This is a genomic window from Halomicrobium sp. HArcht3-1 (genome assembly GCF_058933345.1).
In genome coordinates, this window is the sequence record NZ_JBZYDM010000001.1 from 253580 (window position 1) to 274930 (window position 21351).

Here is a 21351-nt window from a genome sequence, read left to right on the forward strand (position 1 = left end):
GATCGGATTCCTCCATCCAAAGACGTGATTCCAAGGATTCACCCGAGGATTGAAGTAACGAGACTGCAGGGCCGTCGCCATGGAGATGCGAAAACTCTCCCCGGCCGGCGGCTGTGTGACGGTCTCAATCCCGATCGACGATCTACGCGAGCGCGGGATTGTCGACGAAGACGGCGAACTGGTGGGCGACCACTGGGCGAAGGTCCAGTCGCTCGACGAGACCGACGAGGGCGACTATCGATTAGAACTGGTCAGTCCATGATCCGACCCCGACACCACGGGGTTCGAGCCAGATGTATCGCCGATCCTCGATGTATGCACCTGTGGGCTGTGGGCCGTGGGCCACGGTGCATAGATTCGAGCCGGTTGGACCAGCGGTTCGCACCGATCACGCCGACGCCCCGACCCCCCTTTATCAAGAACCACCCAGTCGCTCACACGCGAGCGACGCGATTCGACCCCCCGTACATACACCAGTTTAAACCATGACTCGACGGACCTCCCTCAAGATCACCGACGAACGGCAGCGACTCCTCGACAAGGCCAGCGCGATCGTCGCCAGCGACCCACACGACGACCCACCGATGTCCGACGTGCTCGATGCCGCGCTGACCCATCTGGTCGAGAGCGAGGAGAACATCGACAGCGCACGCGGGGAGCTGGACCCCGAGACGATCCAGCAGTTCAACACCAGTGTGATCGGGTTACGGTATCGGACAAGTGTCGAGAGTCGGTGGAGATAGTCTTCTCAACTGGAGTTCGGAATTTCGTGGGACGAGAGTGCGATAACGTGAGTATCTTGTATTCAAGATGTAATCTGTTTTCTTTATATTTTCTCTCGTCGCCGATGGTGAATGGCTGACTATTCGGGAGATCCCTCCGAATTCAAGGTGTACTGGTTTGCACGAGATCTCATCGCCTCCAGCTATGGGAGCTACGCAAAGAAAGAGAAAGCGACGCTCAAAGAGCTTTCAGCACAGCTGGGGAACGAACTCGAAAGCCGACAGTTCACCGGAGATGACTCTATTGAGAGGCAGAAGCGCATAATCCGAGATACGATCACAGACTCAGTCAACAGGACGTATGGTGGCGATATTTCGAAGCGGTATCGGCAAACTGAGGATCTTGTCGAGCGGATTCTGAGACGTATTGAAGCAGAGGATGACATCCACGAGTTTCGGATTGCGATTGATGCCGTGGTCCGAACCAGTGAGATTCTGGAAACCACCCCGAGCTTCGGCAAGTCGGAAATCGTCGAGATAATCGACGAAACCCTCCAGACGGAATCTGGAGCACTTGATCCTGCCAGAACCTACGATGCCCTGTTCAATGTCGATTTTGAGGGAGAAGCATATCAGCTCGGCGCCCAGCGGGAACCGCTAATTGACTATATTCACGAAAAGATGGGTGATCTTCACTCAGACCCACAGACAGGCGAAAAAGAAGTGGCGAGGATCATTTCGGGCATCGTTCAGGAATACGAGCGACGTGCAGGCCAGAGTCGAGCATCTACTGCGGGGAACGTTCTTGAAACCGGCCTTCAGTACATTTTCGATCAGTTTGGGATTCCTGCGACGGGCGATCCAGCCCATTTCGGTGATCTCGAAATAGACAACATGGTCGATGGTCCGGAAGGTAGCATTGGATTCTCCTGTAAACGAACGCTCCGAGAGCGGTTTCGCCAGAGTCTCTCACGGGAAGCCGAGATCGGGGTTGACGAAGTCTGGTTTGTTTCGCTGCTCATGGCAGACGTTTCCAGAGAGAAGCTGCAGGACATCAGCAACGATGGCAGTAGAATCTATGTCCCACGTGACTCCTTCGTCTGGAACCGATACGAGAATGACCCGGAACTGTCCTATACACTCCGTCCAGCAGATAAGTTCATCGAGGATGTGGTAGAATTCACCGGCATGAACGCGAAACTGTGACAGCTCAAAATCACGTAGCAGTGTGCTTCAGTCTGCCTTTTGCGCTTCCTGTTCCTGAACAGGCTGATCGAAGATTTCCGTCCGAATGGCAGTAGCAAGAGCCTGCGCCAGTAGTGGTGGGACAGCGTTACCCACCTGCTTGAATGCGTGCGTCCGCGAGACAGGGAATTCGAAGGTGTCTTTGAACGACTGGAGACGGGCGGCTTCACGGACAGTGATCGATCGAGCCTCGTTCGGATGGATGAACATATGGCCGTCCTTGTAGAGATGGGCCACGATGGTCGTCGCAGGCTCTTTCGGGTTCTGTTTCTTGAGCTTGTCGGGGAAGATATCAGTCCGGTATGGCTGGTGCTCTTCCGGAATATCGCCAATGATGTACGAGGTACCCTCACCGAGGAGTTTGTAGAGAGTGAGGTCTCGCATATTGTGTCCCCGGCATTCGTGATTTAGAAGGGGCTGATCTTCCCAGTCCTGTTCCTCACCGAGGTTACGTGCCCAGTACTGGAATTCTGAGACTGGACCAATCTCGTGCTCTTCTGCTTTGGTCGGAGGTGTATCTCCACTGGGGGAGACAGGAGGTAGATCGAGAATGCCGTCAGCCACCGTGTTCCACGGCTCCCTGTTCTGTTTGTTCTTGCGGAAGGCAGGGAATTCCTCAGTCCCATCCTCATCCACAAACCCATGTAGTGTAGACTGATCTTCTTCGGACCGCTCCGATGGGTCTTCCTTGTATTTGATCTTCTTTTCTTCATCGTTCTTCGGTTTCCGATGGGTTTTCCACTCGGTCATATCCGGATTATCTTCGTCAATCCGGTTACCGATGAAGAAGAGACGCTTTCTGTGCTGGGGAACCCCGTAGTCTGCCGAATCCAGCAGTTGCACTCGAACACTGTAATTCAGATCCAGATCGAGATCTGCAACTTCTCGCTCTCCACGCATCTGTTCCTTAATGGTATCGACGACCGGCTTACCGTCTTCATTTTCCGCCGAGAGCATCCCTTCAACGTTCTCCATCAGGAAGGCTCTGGGCTGATAGTGATCTACAAAACGAAGGAACTCTTCATACAACAGATGGCGGTCGTCACTCTGGTTGTCTCTCCCCTCAAGCGAGTTGATCTTGCTACGTCCGACGAGCGAGAAGGTTGGACAGGGCGGCCCACCGGCAACCAGATCCAGTTCACCCTCTTCGAGTCCGAGATCCGGCGGTTCCTCTTCCCTGATATCACCGACCGTCATCTCACAGTCGTGATTTTTCTCGTAGGTCGGTTTGGTCTTCTCCTCGTGGTCAATGCCCCAGAGAGTCTCAAAACCGGCATCGTGAAGACCCTGTGAAAGCCCGCCTGCTCCACAGAACAGGTCAATGGCTGTGAGCCGTTCTTCACTCATCTGTAGACACCAATGCAAGCGTGATCGTTTAAACTTCCTTTTTTCCTCATGTGTGTACTTCGTGTGTATATTGTAACCAAGTTAAATACTGTGTTGCGGTCTATCCGACGGCTGAATGGACATTGAGGAATACTCGTGGGTGAAGGCAAGCGAGTATCGCGAGAATCTCCTGCTCGCGGTCGAAGAGAAGCCCCGAACGCCGAAAGAGCTTGCCGAGATGAATGACTACTATCTCAGCCACGTCAGCAACGTACTATCTGACCTTGACGACCACGGACTTGCTGAGTGTATAACTCCGGAAAAGAAGAAGGGGAGACTGTGGGCCGCGACCGAGAAGGGAGAAGAAATCGTTACGGATCTGAAGCGGTAACGATGACCGTATCACAGCCATTCGGGAGAACAGTGGTCTCAGAGAGAGAATTAGAGTCTCTCGTTGATGTTGAAGAGGCGATAGAGCAGGCAAAGAAAGGTGAAGTTGAGGAACCAGCACAGCGGATTCAGAGAGTCATCGAGGCACTTCCCCAGTTACTGTGCTGGCTCGAAGACCACGGACGGCAGTACCCGTGGAGAGAGACAACTGACCCGTGGAAGGTATATCTGGCAGAGATATTGCTCCAGCGAACACGAGGAGACGCTGTCGAGGGTATCTATGACGAAGTTCTGCGCAAGTTTCCCGATCCAGAGTCGATAACAGACAGTCCAGAAACCGAGATCGAGGATACTGTGCGATCACTTGGTTTCGTCAATCACAGAACCCGGACCCTGAAAGAGGTGGGCGAGATTTTCACTCGCGACTTTGATGGCGAGGTTCCAGATACGGTCGAGGAGCTGAAACGGCCCTGGCGAGCGGGTGACTATTCTGCACGGGCTACTCAGATCTTCGCCCGTCAGAAAGCGATGGCCCTCGTTGATGCGAATTTTGCCCGTGTCATCGGTAGAGTACTGGGATACGAGATGCCGACACAGCCACACAAGAGCAGTGAGGTCTATTCCCTTCTGGAAGCGTTAACACCGGAGGATCCGGCTCTTGCCCGAAGTTTCAACCTCGCAATTCTCGATCTCGGTGCCCTGGTCTGTACGCCCGAGAATCCAGACTGTCAGAACTGTCCGCTCAATTCGGCCTGTAGCTACTACGAAGCCACCCAGAAGCAAGATCAGTAAATTCCTCAGGTATACCCCCGTGAACTGGATCCAGATTCGATACCGCGCTGTTTTTTAATACTCATCTCAGAGAGCGATTGAATGCTGGAGGATATCCGCGAGGAATACGAGATCAATCCGGAGACGGATTTTGAGAAGATAGCCGACATCTTCGTCGAAGAATTCTCTGATGCTGTTCGCCAGGGAGTTGATGAAGTGATCTTCGCAGACGATGGGCCAGTCGACTCCCTTGCGTGGATTGCGATGAATGGCTATTCCGAACACGAGTTCTTCTACGACGATAGTAATCCCGACACTGAGACACTGTACACTCTCATCTCGCTCTCTCCGAGCAAAGACGATATGCCGGCACTCAGGAAGTTCCTGAGCAGTGAATTTGGAGTTGTGAAATCACTGGAGGATGCTGCTGTTCTGTCGATTCCAGATACGTATCAGCCGGGCTCGAAAGCCCGCGCAAACGTAGCATTCTACAGAAGTCCCGTTAGTCACGAATTGAACGTAGCTCTCAATGGGACCCCGGCAAAGAAAGAAGCCCAGATCGTCGACGATGCCAGTCAGATCGTTCCGTCAAAGAACCTTGAAAAGTTCATTTACCGGGTTACGGAGTTGTTCTACGATAGTATCGAGGAGGCCGCGAAAGAACATCTCATAGAAGGCGATATTCTGTCGCTTCTGGAAGACGATCCAGACTTTCGATATCAGACCACAAAACCACTCCCGGCGGACGTGAATCCGCTGTACAGGGAAGAACCAGCCGAACTGTGGCAGAAGCCAGTCTCGAAAGAATCGGCAATTAGCAGTTCTCAGGGCTTCATTCGGGTCTGGGTTCCTGAAAACGAGCAGGACATCGGATTCGTTTCGGTGACGGATGGAGATTACGACGATCGAGAGGCTCTTGATGTGGTTCGATCTGGAGTGGAAACAGCTCTGAACTGAATTCCGTTCCACACAGTTAACCCCTCTGTCGGTTTCGCTCCCGGAAATGCCGCACTAATTTTTACCCCTATCCATCGTTACGTCGAACCGAGATGATCACGGACTCCGCTGTCTTCGACGACGAGCAGTTGCCGCGTCGCCTCCTCCACCGCGAAGCCGCCGTCGACCACCTGTCCCGCGCGTGGGAGCCGGCCCTCCAGGGCGAGCAGGCCCACGACGTACTGATTTACGGCCCCTCGGGCGTCGGGAAGACGGCGCTCGCTCGGCACACCCTCCAGCGACTTACCCAGCATGCAGACATCTACTCGGCCCACGTCGAGAGCCTCGGCAAGAGCACGGCCGGCGTCGTTCGGTCGATCCTCCACGACCTCCCCGGCAGTGACCCCGCAACGAACACACCCCGCGAGGATCTGTGCGTCGAGCTGCGCGAGCGCGTCAATCAGCCGACGGTCGTTATCCTCGACGAAGCGGACGACCTGCCGGCCACCGACGTACTGGACCGACTGGCCGACGTAGAAGAGCTATCGGTCGTCGCGATCTGCCACGACCGCGAGAAGTGGCTCTCGCAGGTGGATAACCAACTCCGTCGACGGCTGTTGCTGAAGGAGCTGGCACTCGACCGCTTCGGCGTAAACGAACTGGCGGACATCCTCGAAGCGCGTGCGCGGCGTGGGCTGCCGTCGGGTGTCGTCACGCGTGAGCAACTGGAGGCGATCGCCGACGAAATCGCGGGTGTCGCCCGGAAGGGCATTCAGGCGCTTCGGCAGGCGGCGCTGCTGGCCGAGGAGCGGGATCACGGCGAGATCGGGAGCAACGACGTGGCCGATTCCTACGAGCGCGCACAGCGGTACATTCTGGAGCAGAATCTGGAGTCACTGCCGTTCCACCACCAGCTACTGTACGAGCTGATTCGTGTGGGCGGTGGGCTGCAGGCTGGGGAGTTGCATGAGCGGTACGAGGCGGTGGCCGACGACGTGTACCGTGGGCGTGGGCTGACGCCAATCTCGGAACGGTCGAGGCGACTGAAGCTATCGAAACTGGAGGATTACGAGTTGATCGAGGTGGAGGGGGAGAATCGGCATCGACGGTATACTGTGTGCGATGAGCGTGTGCAGGCTGAAATTACAATAAATTGGCCCGTCCGAACCTAAGATGGATTAATTTTCAACAATCCACTCCCAGCCCTGTGGATGGGCATAGAGTACAGATGTAGTGTCACAGAGGCCAATTATCTTGTCAGTAGCCCCATCACGAAGAATTATGCGGGTAGTAGAATACCATACATTAATCATTTTCACTGGATATATTAGGATGCTATGGAAGACCTTTCCGACGAACCACTTTGGGCAAGAGTTCTATACGAGTTGTATCACGGCCAAGAGACGTTCGATATAATGATTAAAACACATGATATGCCAGATTCAGAATTGGCTAGAATTGAAGCTGACCAACAGGATGAATTAGCAGATAAATTGGGTGTCGAGGTTGAAGAAATACAAGAAACGGTCAAATACCTGAAAGAGATGAAGTTAATAAAACAGATGGAATATGGTCCATATCATGGTCCAATTCAACTTGATAAATCCGGTTTTGACGTAATTCATGATTTAATACAAGAAAAAAGAGATCAATTGCGCAGAGAGGAAAGAGCCGAAAAGAGACAGAAGACCAACATTCTTGCAGGTGTTCTTACATTTGGATTGATGTCTGTAACAGTTGTAGATACTGCTGTTAGGGCCTTCGTCGGAATTGGAAATGAAATCTTAACCTTAGCTATGCTTGCCTTGGGATTCTTGATCTTAGCTGCATATGTGAGAGTTCTACCATCCGCCTCACTTCTCCCGGAAATCTAGCACCTTTTTAACCCGTATCCACCCCTCGACCCATCTGTATGCAGGACAGCATGCAGGTCTACACTGGCGAAGAGGTGACAGTAGAGCACGTGAAGACCCTCTCGGGACGTGGCGCACGCTTCGACATCACCACCGACGATGGGCGAAAGTGGCGCGTCGACGTGAGCCGGAGCGGCGACGTGGAGATCGTGACGAGCTGGCGGGACGGATCGCTGGCCGATCTGGAACTGCCGGAGTGGGCCGACGACGTGACGGCGCGACTCGCGAGGGTCTGAAAGAATGTCAGCCGGAGTCTTCGATAGGATCGAGTTCGCTGGCGTCGAGTTCCTCGTCGAGGTAGGCGATGCCGTCTTCGGTGATTCCGAAGAGTCCCTTATCGATCCGGTGGAGCAGGCCGTACTTGGCAAGCTTCCGGCATCGCTCACCAGCCCACTTACGGCCGATGTCGATTCGGGCAACTTCGCCGTCTCTCGACAGAGCGATTGGGGTCATGTTGCCCTCGCCTCGGATCACTTCGAGAATCCGATCATCGGCGGGCTGGGACATCCATTCAGCGGACTTTCGCATCTGGTCTTCGGATGGGTTGGAAGCACTCATAGTAACACCGATATACCAGAACAATTCACCAAGAGGTCATAGTAGTAACCCATCGGCTTGTCTCAACAGCCGTTGGGAAAGTTATATTGTGGTAGCCATTCATCTGCCATTTGGAAGCCAGTCCACACGGGTGCTCAGAAAGTGCCCGACGTGCTGGAACACGTCGGACTTGGCTTCCAATCCGGTTGGAGATTCGAGAAGCCATGAAGTACGACAACGACCGGGCTATTGAAAGTAGCCCACCGACCAGCGGTATAGCCATTCGACCGACGACGCCACGCGGGGGTGCGTCCGCGTGAGTGACCGCGTCATCGAGGACGTGGACAAGTGCGCCAGCGACGGGTGTGAGGAGTTCCGGTATCCCGGAGAAAATCGGTGTCTCGGGTGCTTCCGAAAGCGCGAGCGGGGGCGGGCATGAGCGACGATCTCGACCCGATCACGCCCGAGGCGGCGCTGGATTACTACCTCGACACGCGCCGGTACGATCTGGCCGACGAGACGTACAAGAGCCACCGCTACCGGCTGAAGTCCTTCGTGAGGTGGCTCACGAGCGAGGAGTACGGCGACGGCGAGATCGTGAACATGAACAACGTGGATCTGCGCACGGTCCACGCCTTCCGCGTGTTCAAGCGCGAGGAGAACTTCCCCGACTCCGACCCCTGCAGCGCCGTCTCGATGCAGGGGCAGGTCTCGACGATGCGGAAGTTTTTCGAGTACCTCGCGGACATCAAGGGCGTTCCCTCGGACTTCCACGAGCGGATTCGCCTGCCCACGGTCCACGACGGCGAGGACGTGAGCGAGCAGGTGCTCAACGCCGAGCGGGCGAACTCGATCCTGAACCACCTCCGGCAGTGGGAGTACGCGACGACCCATCACGTCGCCTTCCTCATCTTCTGGCGCACCTCCTGCCGCCTCGGCGGGCTGCAGGCGCTGGACGTGGAGGACTTCGACCCCGACGAGTGCGTGCTGGAGTTTCGCCACCGGCCGAGCGAAGACACCCCGCTCAAGAACAACAAGAGCGGCGAGCGCGACGTTTCGATTAAGCCCCGCGTCGCCAAGGTGATCGAGGACTACCTCGGCAGCCCACACCGGGAGGAGCGGAAAGACGAACACGGCCGTCGACCACTGATCACCACGCGCGAGGGTCGGCCGTCGAAGGGAACGATCCGAAACTGGGTGTACAGGTGGACCCAGCCCTGCCAGATCGGCGAGCAGTGTCCCGACGGGCGCGACCCCGACGAGTGCGAGGCGACGAGCCACGGGGACTTCTCAATGTGTCCCTTCTCGCTGTCGTCTCATCCAGTCCGGTCGGGGAGTATCACGGCCCACCGTGACGCCGGGACGCCCCGCGCTGTGGTGAGCGATCGAGGCGACGTGAGCGAGAAGATTCTGGAGAAGCACTACGACCGAGCATCGAAGCGCGAGCGCATGGAACGCCGTCGCGAACACATTCCAGACGAGATATAATAACCATGAAAATCGCAAGCAAGCAGTTTATCGAACTAGTCTTTAGCACTGATACGAAAGGCCGTACCCCGCGTTGGCCCATCTCAATCCCGGCCGGTTTTTTGCCGGCTGGGATCTGGGGCTTCAACTCCCCAGCCACTCAAATTCGTCTGACCAACCTGCGAGCGGTGCCGATCGTCGCGAATTCGGCGTGAACGAAACGACGAGCGGCAGCGGTCGCCACCTCACGCTTCTCTGATGCCGTGCATCGTCGCGATCTGAAACTCGACGATGGTGAACTCGATGTCTTCGACGGGTCGTTCGTGGACCTCGAAGAAGGGGATGTCGAGGTGGTCGACGGCCTCGCGGACGGTGGCGTCGAGTTCGGTCTCAGAGAGCTGTTCGAGGTGACCTTCGGCGACGACGCTGTGCCAGCCTGCGTCGGTCTGGTCGTAGACGACGAAGGTGGCGTGGTCGGTCGACTCGATGTAGTCCTGTTTCTGGCTGGCCGGGGCGTAGCCAAGGCGGAAGTAGATCGTCGGGCTGTCGTCGCCGCCGTCGTCGTAGGTAAAGGAGACGGGGATCGCGTAGCTATCGTCGCCGCTGGCCAGCGAGAGGACCCCGGTCTGTTGCGTACTGAGGAACTCGCCGATCTCGATCGCGTCCAGCGCGTGGGCCTGTCGCGTGCTCATGCCCACACATTGTTTTTGAATAACAATTAGTGCAGGGGGTCGAACCGCCACGCCGCCACTACTCGTCCGCGAGTTCGGTTTCGAGGTCGCCAAAGTGGGCGACGCGTTCGGCGTGGGCGTTGTGCTGGTGGATCGACTCGTCGTTCGATTGCTTCATCGTCACGACGGCGTCGTCGGGGAGGTGGTCGAAGGTGTCGACGACGCCCTCGGCCATCGAGCGCACGCAGTCCTCGACGAACTTGGCGTTCTTGTGCGATTCGTAGGTCATGTGGTCCTCGTCCGGGCGTTTGGCGAGGTTGTAGATACGGGCGCTCATCGAGTCCCGGGCGACCTCGATCAGGGTGTTGAGGTCCACGTCGGGCGAGCCGTCGCTTTCGATGGTCAGGGTCGCGTGGCCCCGCTGGGAGTGGCCGGGCTGGGGGGCCTCTTCGAGGAAGGCGTCGATGGTCTCGTCCTCGACGTCGAGTCCACGGAGTGTTTCGCGGGCGCGGGCGGCGGACATCCCCTGTGAGCAGGGACAGACCGTCATGCCGGTGACGCGGGCACCGATCTCCTCGCGCGTGCCCTCTTGATCGGCCGTCGCCGACGCGATGATGTCGGCCGTCGACTGCGTGGGGCGGTCGGATTCGGGCGTCTGTTCGCGGGTGACGTACTCGGCTTCCATGCGGACCTCGGCGTTGGTCGTGTAGTCGTGCTTTTCGAGCAGGCGCTCGGCGGCGTCACCACACACGTCCTCGACGCCGGCGACCTCGTCGCGGACGGCCGCTTCGAGGGTCTCGTCGATGACCTCCATGTTTCGGCTCATGTCCGCGCCTTTCCGCCAGGAGGGGAGGTCGACGAACACCTCGAATTCGGCCATCAGGACGATGGGGCGCTGGTCGGCCCGATCGATCTTCACGAGTTTCTCGACGCCGGTGACACCGACGCGGTTGAGGCCGACCGTCACGTCCGGACTCGACGCCTGTACGTCCGGCAGTTGTTGGCTCATCGCCACTGCCTAGGGAATATCTTCGGTTAGTGTTTTCGGAAGTACATACGGCACACCGCTCGTGGTGTGTCTCACTCGTCGAAGGAGTGTGTGGAACTGCTCGTCGAACGTGGGGGTGGAGTTTACTCGTCGAAGGTGAGCTCCGCACGCCCGCCCACGTCGCGGAAGATGGCCTCGTAGTCGTTTTCGTCGAAGCGGTTGACCATCTCGTCGAGTTCGCTTCGGTGGGCTTCGATCTGGGCTTCGAGCTCCTCGAACTCGTCGCTCGAACGCAGTTCGGCGTCGGTCTTGCTCGCTTTCAGGGCCGCGTACTTCGAGGTCAGCGCGTAGTACTCACGCAGACGGCTCTGATAGGCCGCACAGCTCTGGAGGCGTTCGATCGTCTCGAAGAGGTCGGTGCGTGCGACCGGCTTGACGACGTAGTCGTCGAACGGCATGTCGATGATGTCGAAGTCGGGGTCGACGGCGGTCACCATCGCCACTCGTGCCTGCAGGTCCCGTTCTCGGATCCGATCGAGGATGTCGTCGCCGGAGATGTCGGGCATCCGGCGGTCGAGCAGGACCACGTCGATCTCGGGGTCGAGCGCGTCGAGTGCGCCTTTACCACTGTAGACCGTCTTGACTTCGTACTGATCGCGTAGCTGGGCTGCGTACGCGTCTGCTACGTCGGGTTCGTCGTCGACGATCAGAACTGTCGCGCGCTCGCTGACGGCCATTTACCTACCTACCACTATGAACCAACTAACGCAAAAGCGTTCCGGGGACCGGCCGCCGTCTGTGGATTCGTACCGATCGTCCGGTGATGACTGCCCGACGGCGGCCTCACTCGCCGACCAGATCGGCGTAGCGTGCGCCGGTCTGTTTCAGCGTACGGGTCGAGTAGAGCCGTTCGTGTTCGACGGGGAGGTGCTCGCTCGCCAGTTCGTCGATCTTCGCGTCGACGGCGTCGGCTTCGCGGCCGTGGATCATGGTAAAGAGGTTGTACTCCCAGTCCTGTTCGGGGCGGCGCGGGCGGTGGTAACACAGCGTGACGTACGGTAACTCCCCGACGGCAGTCCCGCGCTCGTCCAGTTCGTCGTCGGGGACGTTCCAGACGACCATGCAGTTGTTGTCGAACCCGGTCGTGACGTGGTTGACGACACAGCCGATGCGCTTGATACAGCCGTCTGCACGGAGGCGCTCGATGGTCGCGAGCACGTCCGCGACGGGTGCGTCGACTTCGTCGGCCACGTCACGGTAGGGCGTCGCCGAAAGGGGCATCCCCTCCTGAATCGCGAGCAAGAGCCGGCGGGCCAGTGGCGTCAGGTCCGCGGCGGCACTCTCGCTGATCCGCGTCGCCGATACGTCGGTCGACTGGCGACTCTCGCGAGCGAAGCGGTCGGTGTTGACGACCGGGAATTCGAGGTCGATGTAGTAGTCGGTCAGCATCGGAAGCACGAGCACTGTACAGCCAGTGCGACGCTCGATCTCCGCGAGGATGTCGTCGCGGGTCTCTCGTGATCCGGCCGTCACGACGAACCACATGTTCCACTCGTGGTCGCGCGCGTAGTTGTGGTTCACTTGCTCGTAGCCGTTGACGATGTCGGCGCACTCCTCGAAGCGGTCCTCGGGCGCTTTGATCGCTGCCAGTGCCGAGGAACCGATGACCGGAGGATTGAGAACTGGCCCGAACCGGCGGAAGATGCCGTCGTCGAGTAGCCGCCCTACCCGTTCGAGTGCCTCGTCGGCACCGATCCCGAGTTCGTCACCGACGGTCTCGAAGGGGCGTTCCGTGACGGGGAAGCCACTCTGGTAGCCGTCGATGAGCGTGGCGTCCACGTCGTCGATGCGCTCGCGCCAGTCGCCCGACTGGAGACTCATCGGTCGAGGTTAGGACTATGATGGTGTATCCCTTTCGCCTCTGGCCGGCATGAGACCCACAGAATTACGGTCTCACGACCGTCGAGAGCCGTGGGAAACCGGGGGGCTTTAGCCCCTCGCAGCCAAACGAACGCGCATGGCACAAGCGACGCGCGAGTACGGTGAGTGGCCGCTCAAGCGCCTGATGACCGAGGTCGTCGGCTCCGGACACAAGTCCGCCGAGGACATGACCCGCGAGCAGGCCCGCGACGCCTTCCTTCGTATCCTCGATGGCGAGCCAGACCACACGACACTGGGGGCATTCTGGCTGGCGAACCGCTGGAAGCGCAACACGCCCGAGGAACTGGCGGCCTTCGTCGACGTCATGGCCGAAGAGGGTGTCACGGTCGAAGCACCCAGCGCCGATCCCGTCGACTGCGGGGCCAACTACGACGGCAAGCACACCTCCGCCATCCTCGGTGTCGCCGCTGGCGTCGTCGCTGCCGGTGCGGGCACACCCGTTGTCGCCCACTCGGGCGACCGCGTCCCGACCCAGAAACTCGACGCGTACAAGCACGTGCTGGACGAACTCGGCGTCGAGACCGATCTCACGCCCGGCGAGAGCGCCGACATGGTCGACGACGTGGGCTTTGGCTTCTACTACCAGCCCAACTTCAACCCCGGCATCGACGGCCTCTGGGAGCGCCGGGACATGATGGGCGTCCGGAGCTTCGTCAACACCATCGAGACGCTGGCGAACCCGGCCGACGCCGACGTCCACCTCGGGAGCTTCTATCACCTCCCCTTCGCCAAGCGGATGATCAAGACGCTCAAGCAGTCAGAGACGAGCACGGTCGAGCGCGCGCTGTTCTTCCAGGGGATGGAGGGGTACGACGACATCCGACCCGGCGCGACCGTCGTCGCAGAGTGGCCCTCCGACGACGAGGACGCGGACGAAGCGGGTATCGTCGACTACGAGATTCGGACCTCCGAGTACGGGATGGACCTGCAGGCCGAAGACCTCGAAGTCGACGATGTGGCCGCCGACTCCGCGGCGATCACGGAGGACGTCGTCGCCGGTGAGTGCGAGGACGACGCCTTCGCCGACGCGGTCGAACTGAACGCGGCGCTGCGTATTTACGCCCGCGAGGACGTTGCGAGTCTGGACGACGGTCTCGCCGAGGCCCGCGCTGCGATCTCCGACGGCAGCGCTGCAGCCGTCCTCGACGACCTGACCGAGTACTGAGCCACCGAACGGACTGTCGTCCCGGTTTTGATCCCGCGCTACCAATGTCACCGCCCACCCTCGACGACATCGACCTGACCCACGAAACCGTCTCTCCCAACGGTGTCCGACTCCACTGTGTCACCGCTGGTCCCGAGGACGGCGACCTCGTCGTCCTGCTCCACGGCTTCCCCGAGTTCTGGTACTCGTGGAAACACCAGCTTCCGGCGCTCGTCGACGCGGGCTTCCGGATCGTCGCGCCGGATCTGCGAGGGTACAATCGCTCGGAGAAGCCGTCGGGCGTTGCCGCCTACCGGATGGACGAACTCGTCGCCGACGTGGTCGGGCTGATCGACCACTACGGCGACGGCGCGGCCCGCCTCGTCGGCCACGACTGGGGCGGTCTGATCGCGTGGCAGGTCGGTATCGACCGCCCCGACGTGCTCGACCGTCTCGTCGTGGCGAATGCCCCCCATCCGACGAAGTACGACCGCCACCTCCGGTCGTCACCGTCGCAACTGCTGAAGTCGTGGTACGTCTTCTACTTCCAGCTTCCCGGCCTGCCCGAAATCGGGTTCCGGTGGAACGACTACGCCGTCGTCGAATCGCTCTTGAAAGCCCAGACACGGGCCGGCGCGTTCACGGACGACGACATCGAGCGCTACAAGTCCGCGCTGGCGACGCCGGGCGCGGTGACGGCGGCACTGAACTACTACCGCGCGCTGGGCCGCCAGCGTGCCCGCCAGTACATCCGGGGCGAGGGCGTCGGCGACCAGCCAGTCGACGTCCCGACGATGCTGGTGTGGGGCGCGGACGACCACGCGCTGGACGCCGAACTGACCGAGGGTCTCGACGAGTGGGTCCCCGACCTCCGGGTCGAGCGTATTCCCGATGCGAGCCACTGGGTGCAGTTCGACGCTGCCGACCGGGTGAACGATCTGCTGGTCGAGTATCTGTCGTAGGGAAGTGCCGATCCGGGACGACGACGAACAGCTACGAGCGTTTCATCTGCGTCGAGCAGCGCAGACAGAGCGTCCGACCGGCGATCCAGTTCACGTCCGTCGAGTCACACGCCGGACAGTCGAAGTTCGCGTTGTCGTACTCCGTCGTCCCGCGACTGGCCGCCAGATGGCCGGTCTCGATTGCCCGCGCGAGCAGCGAGGGGAATCGCTGGCGCTTGTACGTCACACGGCGGGCCAGAAAGGCACCGCCGTCGCTGGGATCTGCCCCGTGTAAATCCTCCCACGTGACGGCGATCTCGCCGTCGGCAAGTCCCCGGGCGACCTGCTTGAGCGTCGCTGCGGCGGCCTCGAACAGCGGCGTCGTCGCCCACCGCTCGGGTGACTCGACGGACTCACCGGCCGCGCGATAGGCGTCGGCGGCGTCCTCGTAAGCGGCCCCGGCGTCGCCCACGTCACCGACCACCCGGAAGTCGCCGACGAACTCCGCGAGACAGGCCCGCTGGACCGGTCTGTCGAGCGTCCGTTCGAGGTCCCGGGTGATGGCGACGCCCTCGACGGCCCGGTGGGTCGCTCGTTCGGCCACGCCAGCGACGCGGTACGCCACCGCTGCGGTCGCAAGAAAGCGCAGTCCCTCCCCGATCCAGCCGTGCTCGTCCGGGTCGAACGGATGGTGTTCGTCGTGGGGATCGGCCAGTCGTCGCCACGCAGCGCGCGTGTACTCGTCGCCCGCTCGCTCGTACGCCCGCTCCGCGAGGGCTTCGACCGCGGCCGTGTGGGCTGCCGTTTGCTCGCTCATACCTCCCCTTGGTCCCCGGACAGAAATACCGGCTACCTACAGCAGGCTCATTCCGCTGGGCGTCCAACGACGGGTATGGACCGCTCGCAGATCCGCGACGCGTGGGACGAGGTGGCTGAGACCTACGCCCGCAATCGCGACCCCACCGGCTCTGACGCGGCGCTGATCGACGACCTGCTGGCCGAACTGGGGGACGATCCACTGGTGCTCGACGCTGGCTGTGGCGACGGTGCTCGCACCCTCGCGAATCTCCCGGCCGACAGCGTCGGCCTCGACTTCTCCCGGCGCGGTCTCGAACTCGCTCGCGAAACCGTGCCCGGCGCGCGACTCGTGCAGGGAGATATGACCAGCCTGCCGGTCGCCGACGACGCCGTCGACGCGATCACGGCGTACCACGCCGTCTTTCACGTCCCGCGGGCCGAGCAGCCGGGAGTGTACGCCGAGTTCGCGCGGGTGTTGCGGTCCGGCGGACGCCTGCTGGTGACCGTGCCCGGCGGGCGCTTCCAGACGGTGCGACAAAACTGGATGGGCGGGCGGATGTTCTTCGCCGCGCCCGGCCGCGAGCGGATGCTCCAGCAACTGCGCGCGGCGGGGTTCACCGATCTGCGGACGATGACTGCCGACGACCCGCTGGGAGCGAGCACGGAGTTCGTGCTGGCGACCGTCGCGCCGTCGGCCTAATACGACTAGAGGTCCCTCGGTCGGTCGGTGACTCTACTGTGGTCCCCCGGAGTGTTTAACGGGAAGGTATATGTGGCTCCCTCGGCCGATTGCTGTCGTAGTGTGGCACACAATAACATGACTGTTGCTGTCTCGAACGGACGGCCCGACTCACCGGACTGGAGGCGGGCCTGACGTGGCAGGAGCCTTGCTGCAGGCCGTCCTCGACCGGACGCTCTTGCGCCAGATGCTTCGCCCGGTCGTCGCCTTCGGCGGCGTCGTCGTTGCCGGTGTGGTCGGCTTTGGCACACTTGCTGGCGTCGGCATCGTCGAGGCGCTGTTCTGGCTCCTCGATCCGACCAGTATCGAACTGTACTTCGAGCACCACGACGGGCCGGCGACGCTGGTGAAGGGTTACGCCATCGTCGTGCTCTCGGGACTCGTCGTCGCCGGTCTGTGGACCGGTGAGACGGTACTGTCGGCGACCTTTGGCGGACAGATACGGGACGAACTCAGACACATGCAGATCCAACAGACGATCGACGACCTCGACGGCCACGTGGTGGTCTGTGGCTACGGCACCTTCGGCAAGACCATCGCCGCGGGACTCGCCGAGCGCGACCGCGACGTGGTCGTCGTCGAACAGGGCGACGAACAGTTTCAGCGAGCGATCGACGACGGCCACCTCGCCGTCCGTGGCGACGCACGCACGACCGAGACGCTGGTCGAGGCGGGCGTCGAACGGGCGCGCACCGTCGTCGGTGCGATCGACGATACGAACGCCAACGTCCAGATCGGGATCGCGGCCGGCGAACGCGCACCACACGTGGAACTCGTCGTTCGGGCCGGCGACCGGATGGACGAAGCGCTGGCCCGCCGGGCCGGGGCCGACGAGGTGATCGTCCCCGAAGTCGTCAGCGGCGAGCAGGTGACGGCGACGCTGTGATACGGTTTATTGTCGATCTTTACCGGATCGACCGCACACCGTGGTGCGGTCGACCGGGAAAACGGCTACAATAATCCGTATGAGTCGCCCGTCCGAACGCGGGGTTTTTCAGCCCCCGCGTCGTGGACCGGACCATGACGAACGTCACACTGACGACTTCAAAGGGCGACATCGAACTCGAACTGTACGACGAGCGCGCCCCCCGCACTGTCGAGAACTTCCTCGGACTGGCCGAGCACGATCCGGCCGCGAGCGACGACCCATCGCCGTCGACGACGACGTGGGAAGACCCCGAGTCCGGTGAAATCCGGGGCGATTCCCTGTACGAAGGCGTCGAGTTCCACCGCATCATCGAGAACTTCATGATCCAGACCGGCGACCCGACCGGTACCGGCCGCGGCGGTCCGGGCTACCAGTTCGACGACGAGTTCCACGACGACCTGCGCCACGACGGCCCGGGCAAACTCTCGATGGCTAACAGCGGCCCCAACACCAACGGCTCACAGTTCTTCATCACGCTCGACGCCCAGCCACACCTCGACGACAAGCACGCCGTCTTCGGCGAAGTCGTCGACGGCATGGACGTCGTCGAGGCCATCGGCAACGCCGACACCGACATGCACGACGCGCCGACGACGCCGATCACCATCGACAGCGTCGAGATTCACGACTAACCTGCTCGCGGCGACCAACAGCAGCTGTAGTTCTCGGGACGCGACGAGGTGGGCGATACGACGTGCTCGGCTCCGTTGCGGACGACTATCGAATCCGTTAACAATTGGTGTAGTTTTACATCCGTGGCTTGAAGTGGGAGGATTCGAGTGTGTGCTGTATGCTCGGGGACAAGCGCCAGTACCAGTTGCTGTACTTCGTTTTTTTCGCGTCCTCGAACGGCTTTCTGGTCTTTCGGAACGCCTACTTCGAGGAACTGGGGCTGAGCGGGGGTCAGATGGGACTGCTCGGTTTCGTGCTCGTCGTCGGTGGGATGGTCGCCCAGCCGATCTGGGGTGGGCTGGCGGATCGCTTCGCGGCCTCGAAGCCCGTCCTCCTGATCGCCGCTGGCGTGTCGAGTGTGGCGATCCTCGCCTACCCGCTGGCCGGCAGCGTCCCCGACCCGTTCCTGTTGCTCGTGCTCGCGACCGCGCTGCTGTCGACGGTGCGCTCGCCCATCGTCCCGATCACGAACGCGATGATCCTCTCGAAGGGACTGGACTACGGGCAGGTCCGGGCCTTTGGCTCTATCGCGTTCGGACTCGGAAGTCTCGTCGTCGGCTGGCTGCTCTCCCAGTACGCGACCGAGATCGTCTTCTACATCTACGCAGTCGGGATGGTCGTGCTGGTGCTCATCGTCAGGGGCGTGCCCGACGCCGAAGCCGACCTGACGCCCGACCTCAGGAGCGAGGCCGTGAAGCTGCTGACGAACAAACGATTCGTCCTCCTGCTCGCCGTCGCCGTCCTGCTGGGTGCTACGAGTTCTTCCGGGAGCGCGTACTTCTCGGTGTACGTCCGTGCGATCGGAGCCAGTGACGGTCTCACCGGCACCGCGTGGATGGTCAAGACCGTCGGCGAGGCGGCCATCTTCCTCTCGATGGCTCGGATCGGCCTCGCGAACCGGACCCAGTTGACCCTCGGTGCCGCCCTGTTTGCCGGGTCGTTTTTCGTGTACGCCGCCGTCGCGACGCCCGCGGCGATCATGGCCGTCCAGCTCGTCCTCGGTGCAGGGCTGGCGCTGTACAACCTCGCCGTCGTCGAGTTCGCCCATCGCTTCTCGCCCGAGGACCTGACCTCGACAGGACAGGCGGTGCTGTCGGCGCTGGGTATCGGGACGGGCCGGGCGCTGGGCCAACTCGGGGCCGGTGGCGTACTGGACGCCGTCGGCGTCGTCTCGATGTACTACGTGCTCGCGGGACTGGCTGTGTGTGCGCTCGTCCTCAGTCTCGCCTTCCACGGGCCGACGCTGCGACGACTCGGTCGCGCGACCGGCGCGGGGCAGTGACTCTCGTACTGCCGGCAGTGCCGGCGGGCGGCTGACGCCTACGACTCCCGGTACACCGTTACTGCTCGCCGGACCAACGCGTCGTGTGGGTCACAGGCGTCCGCGTTCTCCGACACCCGCTCGAACGCGGTCTCGATCCCGATGTTCCGAGCGAGCGCGGTGGCGGTGGCCGCGACGGACGGACTCCGTGACGCCCCACGAGAGCAGTGTACCAGTACGGTCTCGCCTGCCTCGATACGTGCGCGCACCGCTTCGACGGCGCCTTCGAAGCGGTCCCGGTCGTTTTGCGGTCCGTCGAGCATATCGTGTTTTATCACCGACACCTCGTCGGGAAATCCGGCGTCGGGATCGGCGTGGGTCAGTGAGACGACCGTCTCGACGCCGTTCTCGGCGAGCAGTCCCTCGTCACTCGCGTCCGCCAGCGTCCCGACGAACAGCGACTCGGCGACTCGATCCACGCGTCAGTCACCTCGCAACAGCGTCAGTCGACACCCGGACGCGGCGTCGAACGTCGCCTGCCCGGTCACCACCTCGGGGCGTTCGAATCGCTCTTCCAACCGCTCTGCATCTCGGAGCGTGAACGCCGACCCCGCTTCCACGTACCCAAAGACCACTGGTCCGGGACCACGACACCGCGCGACTAGTCCGGTGAGGTCGTCGCGGTCGCCGACGGCTCGGTGCAGCGACACCGAGCCACCGTCCCGCAGGTTCGACCTGACACGGCCATAGTCCGTCTCCAGCATCATCGGCTGTGTGAACGCCGTGAACACGTCCGTCGCGACCTCACGAATCACGTCACGCTTCGCTGTCGACACGACGGTCCCGAACGACGCTTCGAGCCGCTTTCGATCCGGCCCTCGTGACTCGCCGGTGAAGACTGCCATCGTAATTGCATCGGGATCGCAACAGTCGCCGATACGGGCAGCGGTCTCGACAGCACCCTCTTCGGTGACACCCCCGGTCACCACGACGACATCGAACGACGCGAACCGGTCCGCGACGACGGACGCTCCGGTTTCGACGACAGCGTCTGAGGGGGCCGGATCGTCGTTCGGGACCATCTGGCCGCTGCCGTCGCGGCTCTCGATCCCGTCTTCGACACGCTCCGCACCGAAATCGCCGACACCGACGAAACACGTGCGCACCCGGAACTGGTCGACCATCTACCCGAGACCGAGGAGTGGTTGCGTCTTAGTTCCCGGTCCCGTTCGTGGTGTGATCATGCGCATGATAGTCGCTAACAACCCATGGGCAGCTATAGGTAGCTCCCGGCGAACGATACGCTGTCGCCGAAGCCGACACACAGGAGGCAATCTAATGGGTCGATACGTCATTTCGGATCATCACTTCGGTCACTCTCGGATCATCGAGTACACCGGTCGCCCGTTCAGTTCCGTCGGGGAGATGAATCAGTCCCTGCTGAATCGGCACTACGAGACCGTCGACGAGTCGGACACGCTCGTCCACCTCGGCGACGTGGCGATGGATATGCGCGACGGGACCGAGACCATCGAGTACTTCGACCGGCTCGGCGGTGATCTGCTGGTGCGTGGCAACCACGATACGGGCCTGACGGCTGGGGATGCCCCGTTCCCGGTGGTGCGATCCTGTACCATCGAACACGGTGACAGGACGTTCTACTGTACGCACCGGCCAGCCGACGTTCCCGACGAGTGGGACGGGTGGGTGCTTCACGGGCACGAACACAACAACAATCCCGAGGAGTTCCCGTTCGTGGCCTACGACGCCCGGCGGATCAACGTCAGTTGCGAACTGCTGAACTATCGGCCGATCGCACTCGAAACGCTGTCGGGGATTCTCGATGCCTGCCCGGACGGGTCGCGAATCCGCGACGTGGACACCGCACGCGCCGAGCTGGGCGAGGGGTGAGACGGGCGTGTCTGCGCGCACCATCTTCCACCGGCTGCAATCCATCGACA

27 protein-coding genes are annotated in these 21351 nt (G+C 61.1%); 18 read left to right on the forward strand and 9 right to left on the reverse strand.

Annotated features, from left to right (window positions below; genetic code table 11):
• Window positions 1-79: 79 nt before the first annotated feature.
• From AC5FRW_RS01370 to AC5FRW_RS01380, 3 genes are all read left to right on the forward strand, one after another.
• Complete coding sequence (locus AC5FRW_RS01370) at window positions 80-262, forward strand: DUF8053 family protein (RefSeq protein ID WP_493566624.1); 183 nt, start codon at window positions 80-82, stop codon at window positions 260-262.
• A 223-nt stretch (window positions 263-485) separates the two neighbouring features.
• A complete protein-coding gene (locus AC5FRW_RS01375) occupies window positions 486-743 on the forward strand; it encodes a DUF7386 family protein (RefSeq protein ID WP_493566625.1) in 258 nt (85 codons plus the stop codon).
• Between the two features lie 111 nt (window positions 744-854).
• Window positions 855-1928: a PDDEXK family nuclease gene (locus tag AC5FRW_RS01380; protein WP_493566626.1), complete on the forward strand. Its 1074-nt coding sequence runs from the start codon at window positions 855-857 to the stop codon at window positions 1926-1928.
• 27 nt (window positions 1929-1955) lie between these two features.
• On the opposite strand, the gene AC5FRW_RS01385 is transcribed toward AC5FRW_RS01380, so the two are convergent.
• On the reverse strand, window positions 1956-3314 hold the full coding sequence (locus AC5FRW_RS01385) for a DNA cytosine methyltransferase (RefSeq protein WP_493566627.1): 1359 nt from the start codon (window positions 3312-3314) through the stop codon (window positions 1956-1958).
• A 115-nt stretch (window positions 3315-3429) separates the two neighbouring features.
• Here AC5FRW_RS01385 and AC5FRW_RS01390 point away from each other — a divergent pair, with 115 nt between their 5' ends.
• From AC5FRW_RS01390 to AC5FRW_RS01415, 6 genes are all read left to right on the forward strand, one after another.
• Window positions 3430-3684, forward strand: a complete 255-nt coding sequence (locus AC5FRW_RS01390) for a transcriptional regulator (RefSeq protein ID WP_493566628.1) — start codon at window positions 3430-3432, stop codon at window positions 3682-3684.
• A 2-nt stretch (window positions 3685-3686) separates the two neighbouring features.
• A complete protein-coding gene (locus tag AC5FRW_RS01395; RefSeq protein WP_493566629.1) occupies window positions 3687-4475 on the forward strand; it encodes an HhH-GPD family protein in 789 nt (262 codons plus the stop codon).
• 81 nt (window positions 4476-4556) lie between these two features.
• Window positions 4557-5411 (forward strand): hypothetical protein, encoded by an 855-nt coding sequence (locus tag AC5FRW_RS01400; RefSeq protein WP_493566630.1) that lies wholly within the window; start codon window positions 4557-4559, stop codon window positions 5409-5411.
• 92 nt (window positions 5412-5503) lie between these two features.
• Window positions 5504-6562 (forward strand): Cdc6/Cdc18 family protein, encoded by a 1059-nt coding sequence (locus tag AC5FRW_RS01405; RefSeq protein ID WP_493566631.1) that lies wholly within the window; start codon window positions 5504-5506, stop codon window positions 6560-6562.
• 165 nt (window positions 6563-6727) lie between these two features.
• On the forward strand, window positions 6728-7264 hold the full coding sequence (locus AC5FRW_RS01410) for a hypothetical protein (protein WP_493566632.1): 537 nt from the start codon (window positions 6728-6730) through the stop codon (window positions 7262-7264).
• 38 nt (window positions 7265-7302) lie between these two features.
• Window positions 7303-7539: a hypothetical protein gene (locus AC5FRW_RS01415; RefSeq protein ID WP_493566633.1), complete on the forward strand. Its 237-nt coding sequence runs from the start codon at window positions 7303-7305 to the stop codon at window positions 7537-7539.
• 7 nt (window positions 7540-7546) lie between these two features.
• Here AC5FRW_RS01415 and AC5FRW_RS01420 read toward each other — a convergent pair whose 3' ends face one another.
• Window positions 7547-7861, reverse strand: coding sequence for a winged helix-turn-helix domain-containing protein (locus tag AC5FRW_RS01420; protein WP_493566634.1), 315 nt, complete (start codon window positions 7859-7861; stop codon window positions 7547-7549).
• A gap of 295 nt (window positions 7862-8156) precedes the next feature.
• Between AC5FRW_RS01420 and AC5FRW_RS01425 the strand changes: the two genes are divergently transcribed.
• Both AC5FRW_RS01425 and AC5FRW_RS01430 read left to right on the forward strand, forming a co-directional pair.
• Entirely contained in the window at window positions 8157-8279 is a 123-nt protein-coding gene (locus tag AC5FRW_RS01425) for a hypothetical protein (RefSeq protein WP_493566635.1), read from the forward strand.
• Complete coding sequence (locus tag AC5FRW_RS01430; RefSeq protein WP_493566636.1) at window positions 8276-9328, forward strand: tyrosine-type recombinase/integrase; 1053 nt, start codon at window positions 8276-8278, stop codon at window positions 9326-9328. Before AC5FRW_RS01425 ends, AC5FRW_RS01430 begins: the two co-directional genes overlap by 4 nt.
• A gap of 224 nt (window positions 9329-9552) precedes the next feature.
• On the opposite strand, the gene AC5FRW_RS01435 is transcribed toward AC5FRW_RS01430, so the two are convergent.
• From AC5FRW_RS01435 to ahbB, 4 genes are all read right to left on the reverse strand, one after another.
• The gene (locus tag AC5FRW_RS01435) at window positions 9553-9999 is read right to left on the reverse strand and encodes a pyridoxamine 5'-phosphate oxidase family protein (RefSeq protein WP_493566637.1); all 447 of its coding nucleotides are present in this window, start codon (window positions 9997-9999) and stop codon (window positions 9553-9555) included.
• 58 nt (window positions 10000-10057) lie between these two features.
• Complete coding sequence (gene mptA, locus AC5FRW_RS01440) at window positions 10058-10987, reverse strand: GTP cyclohydrolase MptA (RefSeq protein ID WP_493566638.1); 930 nt, start codon at window positions 10985-10987, stop codon at window positions 10058-10060.
• A gap of 122 nt (window positions 10988-11109) precedes the next feature.
• Window positions 11110-11703, reverse strand: a complete 594-nt coding sequence (locus tag AC5FRW_RS01445; RefSeq protein ID WP_493566639.1) for a HalX domain-containing protein — start codon at window positions 11701-11703, stop codon at window positions 11110-11112.
• A 106-nt stretch (window positions 11704-11809) separates the two neighbouring features.
• Window positions 11810-12847, reverse strand: a complete 1038-nt coding sequence (gene ahbB / locus AC5FRW_RS01450) for a siroheme decarboxylase subunit beta (protein ID WP_493566640.1) — start codon at window positions 12845-12847, stop codon at window positions 11810-11812.
• Window positions 12848-12983: 136 nt separating this feature from the next.
• On the opposite strand from ahbB, the gene AC5FRW_RS01455 reads away from it, so the two are divergent.
• Window positions 12984-14072 carry an anthranilate phosphoribosyltransferase gene (locus AC5FRW_RS01455; protein WP_493566641.1) on the forward strand — a complete coding sequence of 363 codons (1089 nt, stop codon included), beginning with the start codon at window positions 12984-12986 and terminating at the stop codon, window positions 14070-14072.
• A gap of 44 nt (window positions 14073-14116) precedes the next feature.
• Window positions 14117-15013, forward strand: coding sequence for an alpha/beta fold hydrolase (locus tag AC5FRW_RS01460; RefSeq protein WP_493566642.1), 897 nt, complete (start codon window positions 14117-14119; stop codon window positions 15011-15013).
• A 31-nt stretch (window positions 15014-15044) separates the two neighbouring features.
• On the opposite strand, the gene AC5FRW_RS01465 is transcribed toward AC5FRW_RS01460, so the two are convergent.
• Window positions 15045-15809, reverse strand: coding sequence for a hypothetical protein (locus tag AC5FRW_RS01465; RefSeq protein WP_493566643.1), 765 nt, complete (start codon window positions 15807-15809; stop codon window positions 15045-15047).
• Window positions 15810-15884: 75 nt separating this feature from the next.
• On the opposite strand from AC5FRW_RS01465, the gene AC5FRW_RS01470 reads away from it, so the two are divergent.
• The 4 genes from AC5FRW_RS01470 to AC5FRW_RS01485 all read left to right on the forward strand — a co-directional run bounded on the left by AC5FRW_RS01470 (window position 15885) and on the right by AC5FRW_RS01485 (window position 19411).
• Window positions 15885-16490, forward strand: a complete 606-nt coding sequence (locus AC5FRW_RS01470) for a class I SAM-dependent methyltransferase (protein WP_493566644.1) — start codon at window positions 15885-15887, stop codon at window positions 16488-16490.
• Between the two features lie 226 nt (window positions 16491-16716).
• Complete coding sequence (locus AC5FRW_RS01475) at window positions 16717-17415, forward strand: potassium channel family protein (RefSeq protein ID WP_493566945.1); 699 nt, start codon at window positions 16717-16719, stop codon at window positions 17413-17415.
• A 134-nt stretch (window positions 17416-17549) separates the two neighbouring features.
• The gene (locus tag AC5FRW_RS01480; protein ID WP_493566645.1) at window positions 17550-18089 is read left to right on the forward strand and encodes a peptidylprolyl isomerase; all 540 of its coding nucleotides are present in this window, start codon (window positions 17550-17552) and stop codon (window positions 18087-18089) included.
• 158 nt (window positions 18090-18247) lie between these two features.
• Window positions 18248-19411, forward strand: a complete 1164-nt coding sequence (locus AC5FRW_RS01485; RefSeq protein WP_493566646.1) for an MFS transporter — start codon at window positions 18248-18250, stop codon at window positions 19409-19411.
• Between the two features lie 38 nt (window positions 19412-19449).
• On the opposite strand, the gene AC5FRW_RS01490 is transcribed toward AC5FRW_RS01485, so the two are convergent.
• Window positions 19450-19869, reverse strand: a complete 420-nt coding sequence (locus AC5FRW_RS01490) for a dual specificity protein phosphatase family protein (protein ID WP_493566647.1) — start codon at window positions 19867-19869, stop codon at window positions 19450-19452.
• Between the two features lie 3 nt (window positions 19870-19872).
• Window positions 19873-20574 (reverse strand): hypothetical protein, encoded by a 702-nt coding sequence (locus AC5FRW_RS01495; protein WP_493566648.1) that lies wholly within the window; start codon window positions 20572-20574, stop codon window positions 19873-19875.
• 154 nt (window positions 20575-20728) lie between these two features.
• Here AC5FRW_RS01495 and AC5FRW_RS01500 point away from each other — a divergent pair, with 154 nt between their 5' ends.
• The gene (locus AC5FRW_RS01500) at window positions 20729-21301 is read left to right on the forward strand and encodes a metallophosphoesterase family protein (protein ID WP_493566649.1); all 573 of its coding nucleotides are present in this window, start codon (window positions 20729-20731) and stop codon (window positions 21299-21301) included.
• Window positions 21302-21351: the final 50 nt, after the last annotated feature.

Bases quoted from the DNA above. Each gene is read 5' to 3' on its own strand.
- AC5FRW_RS01370 (WP_493566624.1), top strand. From the start codon at position 80: ATGGAGATGCGAAAACTCTCCCCGGCCGGCGGCTGTGTGACGGTCTCA.
- AC5FRW_RS01375 (WP_493566625.1), top strand. From the start codon at position 486: ATGACTCGACGGACCTCCCTCAAGATCACCGACGAACGGCAGCGACTC.
- AC5FRW_RS01380 (WP_493566626.1), top strand. From the start codon at position 855: ATGGCTGACTATTCGGGAGATCCCTCCGAATTCAAGGTGTACTGGTTT.
- AC5FRW_RS01385 (WP_493566627.1), bottom strand. From the start codon at position 3,314: ATGAGTGAAGAACGGCTCACAGCCATTGACCTGTTCTGTGGAGCAGGC.
- AC5FRW_RS01390 (WP_493566628.1), top strand. From the start codon at position 3,430: ATGGACATTGAGGAATACTCGTGGGTGAAGGCAAGCGAGTATCGCGAG.
- AC5FRW_RS01395 (WP_493566629.1), top strand. From the start codon at position 3,687: ATGACCGTATCACAGCCATTCGGGAGAACAGTGGTCTCAGAGAGAGAA.
- AC5FRW_RS01400 (WP_493566630.1), top strand. From the start codon at position 4,557: ATGCTGGAGGATATCCGCGAGGAATACGAGATCAATCCGGAGACGGAT.
- AC5FRW_RS01405 (WP_493566631.1), top strand. From the start codon at position 5,504: ATGATCACGGACTCCGCTGTCTTCGACGACGAGCAGTTGCCGCGTCGC.
- AC5FRW_RS01410 (WP_493566632.1), top strand. From the start codon at position 6,728: ATGGAAGACCTTTCCGACGAACCACTTTGGGCAAGAGTTCTATACGAG.
- AC5FRW_RS01415 (WP_493566633.1), top strand. From the start codon at position 7,303: ATGCAGGACAGCATGCAGGTCTACACTGGCGAAGAGGTGACAGTAGAG.
- AC5FRW_RS01420 (WP_493566634.1), bottom strand. From the start codon at position 7,861: ATGAGTGCTTCCAACCCATCCGAAGACCAGATGCGAAAGTCCGCTGAA.
- AC5FRW_RS01430 (WP_493566636.1), top strand. From the start codon at position 8,276: ATGAGCGACGATCTCGACCCGATCACGCCCGAGGCGGCGCTGGATTAC.
- AC5FRW_RS01435 (WP_493566637.1), bottom strand. From the start codon at position 9,999: ATGAGCACGCGACAGGCCCACGCGCTGGACGCGATCGAGATCGGCGAG.
- mptA (WP_493566638.1), bottom strand. From the start codon at position 10,987: ATGAGCCAACAACTGCCGGACGTACAGGCGTCGAGTCCGGACGTGACG.
- AC5FRW_RS01445 (WP_493566639.1), bottom strand. From the start codon at position 11,703: ATGGCCGTCAGCGAGCGCGCGACAGTTCTGATCGTCGACGACGAACCC.
- ahbB (WP_493566640.1), bottom strand. From the start codon at position 12,847: ATGAGTCTCCAGTCGGGCGACTGGCGCGAGCGCATCGACGACGTGGAC.
- AC5FRW_RS01455 (WP_493566641.1), top strand. From the start codon at position 12,984: ATGGCACAAGCGACGCGCGAGTACGGTGAGTGGCCGCTCAAGCGCCTG.
- AC5FRW_RS01460 (WP_493566642.1), top strand. From the start codon at position 14,117: ATGTCACCGCCCACCCTCGACGACATCGACCTGACCCACGAAACCGTC.
- AC5FRW_RS01465 (WP_493566643.1), bottom strand. From the start codon at position 15,809: ATGAGCGAGCAAACGGCAGCCCACACGGCCGCGGTCGAAGCCCTCGCG.
- AC5FRW_RS01470 (WP_493566644.1), top strand. From the start codon at position 15,885: ATGGACCGCTCGCAGATCCGCGACGCGTGGGACGAGGTGGCTGAGACC.
- AC5FRW_RS01475 (WP_493566945.1), top strand. From the start codon at position 16,717: ATGCTTCGCCCGGTCGTCGCCTTCGGCGGCGTCGTCGTTGCCGGTGTG.
- AC5FRW_RS01480 (WP_493566645.1), top strand. From the start codon at position 17,550: ATGACGAACGTCACACTGACGACTTCAAAGGGCGACATCGAACTCGAA.
- AC5FRW_RS01485 (WP_493566646.1), top strand. From the start codon at position 18,248: ATGCTCGGGGACAAGCGCCAGTACCAGTTGCTGTACTTCGTTTTTTTC.
- AC5FRW_RS01495 (WP_493566648.1), bottom strand. From the start codon at position 20,574: ATGGTCGACCAGTTCCGGGTGCGCACGTGTTTCGTCGGTGTCGGCGAT.
- AC5FRW_RS01500 (WP_493566649.1), top strand. From the start codon at position 20,729: ATGGGTCGATACGTCATTTCGGATCATCACTTCGGTCACTCTCGGATC.